Below are 2,945 nucleotides of genomic sequence, written 5' to 3'. Positions count from 1 at the left end.
TAATGAGTAATTTTAAATCGAAACCTACTTTTTCGTAGGATTTTTTTCGGCAGGGTCCTTTTTGTTCTTTCATCTTTATTTGTAATAAGTTGTCTAATTTTTAGTCAACCTATTTCAGGAAAGTTCATTTTTTACATTACACACAACGGTCTTGTGTATGATTAGTGGCGTGGTTTAAGCACTAAAGTTAGCAAATAAAAACCGAATAGAAAATCCGCGAGGATTTTCGTAAGTAGGCGAGAACCAGCCATTAATTATACACGTTGTTGGCAATAGTTATTTATATATTATCGATAAATTCATTATAGACTTTTTTCGCTTCGTCCAGATTTCCGTAATATTTCTTTTTATAACGAGCATAAATTTCTTCAAGTTCTTCGCTTTGTTTATTAAACATAATTGTTTTCATCATATGAAGTTGAGCATCTCCAAAAGGAAGACAATAAGTTTCCATAATATTTTTTAAATTTTTCTCAAATTCGGAATCGTAACTGTACCTCATTAAATAAACAATATAAAAATCCTCAAATTTCAAACATCTGCTCTGACTAATATTTTTAGTTAATATTTTCTTTTCTGAACTATTAAATACAAACTGATTTTCGGGCAAATCAATTAAATTGAAAAAATAACCTCGTTCTTTGTCATTGCGCATTATTCTTGACAAATAAGGTTTTATTCCATTGTTTGTAGATGTTGTAACAAACCATACTTTAAGTTTATTCAATCTTTTTCTGTTGTTTTTAATTTTCTTTTTTTCTTTAAAAACTTGAATTGAATTGTATATTAATTTCGGATTTTCATTTATTGCCAGATTTTTTATCAAAGTGTCATTCTGAAAATTTGCGAAAAGAATAATTGTATCTTTTTGTCGGATTTTATGTCGACGAACTTCTCGTCCTGTTGCTCCGACTGTTTGAGTAAACTTAATGAATTGCGTCTTGTTGGAATTAAGATTTTTTATTCGTGCGTAATGTAATTTATTTTTCGTGAAAGTTGAATCAATTGTCGCTAATACTGTCAAATCAGAATTTTCAGATATCTTGAAAATATTCTGTCCATAGACTTTTGAGAAGAAAAGAGATAAAATAAATATCCTTAAAATGTACTTCATTTGCGGTTCGTCTTAATTATTGCCAACGGTCTAGTGTATGATTTCGTTGTGATCAGTTAGGAGTTAAAGTTAGTAAATAAAAACGAGATTTAGGTATTGGATAATTTTTCGCAAGCAGGTAAGAACCAGCAATGAATTATACACATTGTTAGGCACTGGTTTTTAAGTTCAGATTTTCGCTTGTTGGTTTTTTTAAATTTTCGAGTTAAAAAATTACTTTATTAAACATCAAAAATATTGTAAAAAAAATCGACACTAGCGGGAGGATTTTCTGAAGCTGCTTGGGTACTCATCTTTTATTTTCGGAAGGCGAATCTTAAAATTTAAGGGTCAATATTCATGAAGTGGCTCGTCAATTTTTGTCGTCCAAGGTGATAAGCCAAAAGTTGAGTTTTTTCCATAAAGTTCTATGAATAAAAATGACCCTGGGCGGGTTTGGAATCAGATTTTACGAGCGGCTAATTACTCACAGTGATTTAATCAATCGTAATGAGTTTTTTTTAATTTCCTAAAGTTTGCGAGTTTGCAAGGTCCGTTGCTGCTCGTTTCAACTTGTGCCTAACGGTCTTGTATATGAAAAGTAGCAGAGTAAAATTGCTATTATTTTCAGTTTTTGAATAAAATAGCAGAAAAGCACGAACTTTGAAGTTTGCACTTAACTGCTATTTTTTATATACAGTGTTATGGGCTTTTATGGATTGAAAATAGCCATTAAAACCGAAATTGCTGCAATCAACCAAACAATTATTAAAACTAAATTGTTCGTCTTTTCTTTTGATTCAATTATACTTTTCATAATAATATTTGTTTTAATTATTCGCTGGACCACAATTGATATTGCAATCACCACCACACCAGCCAGATTCAAATTCCATTGAGCAGTTTCCGCCAGCATTAACTGCTGCTGTATATGCTGCAGTACAATTATTGGAAGCATTTGTTGATCTCCAAGCGCAATAGCCTCCACTAACAATAGTAACTACAGCTCCAATACAAATACCACCACATAATACCATTTGTTTAGCAGAAGTATTTTTTGAATTACTGCTTAAATTAATAAAATCATTAACATCTATTTCACCTGTTACAGCAATATCGAAAGACTCGTCATCTACTTTGAAAGATAAAATAGCATTATCTTTGTCTAATTGATTAACTTTGACTTGATAATCACTACCATTCAAGTCTTTTATCTCTAAAGTTTTATCGTCAATTTTATTTACTGAAATACCTTCTAAATGATTTTCTGTTAAATTCATTTTTACATTAACATCTCCAATCTCTTTGTATTTAATTTTACCAGTAACAAAATTATCTTCACTTTTTTCTTTATTTAAACTGAATTCAAATTCAGATTTAGTCGTTTTACCACCTTTGTTTTGATAATTATCAATTGTTTTAATATTATAAACTGAACTCGTAGAATCAGCAAGTTGATTATCATCTTCTGAACAACTGTAAATTACTGAAGAGAAGAAAACTATTGTTAAGATAGTTCTAACGATGAAATTAATTTTTTTCATTTTAATTTAATTTTAATATTTCACGCATTCAATTTTTCAGGAGTACTGAACACTTGCAATTTTGCCATCTTTTTCAAAGAAACTCCGTTTATAGTCAATTATATTTTTTTACTCTTTTATTTTTTTCTTCCAAGTAGAGTTCATTCTCGGATATGGTTGAACTTCGATTTTAATTACCCATAACGGTTTTGTATATGGCTCGTAGCGTATAAATTAGCGATTATTTTCGGATTAAGTACAAGCCAGATTTTTAAATTTTACTATTTATCTTTTTTTATCGGAAATCGTCAAATTAAAAAATTTGGCGA

At 29.6% G+C, this 2,945-nt stretch carries 2 protein-coding genes; both read right to left on the bottom strand.

Translation table 11 applies throughout. From position 1 onward, the window contains the following. Positions 1-280 precede the first annotated feature (280 nt). A complete protein-coding gene (locus ACFSQP_RS13045) occupies positions 281-1,114 on the bottom strand; it encodes a hypothetical protein (RefSeq protein ID WP_376895212.1) in 834 nt (277 codons plus the stop codon). 809 nt (positions 1,115-1,923) lie between these two features. Then, positions 1,924-2,637 (bottom strand): hypothetical protein, encoded by a 714-nt coding sequence (locus ACFSQP_RS13040; protein ID WP_376895210.1) that lies wholly within the window; start codon positions 2,635-2,637, stop codon positions 1,924-1,926. Positions 2,638-2,945: the final 308 nt, after the last annotated feature.

It is taken from the genome of Bizionia sediminis (assembly GCF_042684585.1).
Taxonomy (GTDB): Bacteria; Bacteroidota; Bacteroidia; order Flavobacteriales; family Flavobacteriaceae; genus Algorimicrobium; species Algorimicrobium sediminis.
The sequence above is the reverse complement of the archived record's forward strand: the minus strand, read 5'-3'. Positions and strand labels throughout refer to the sequence as shown.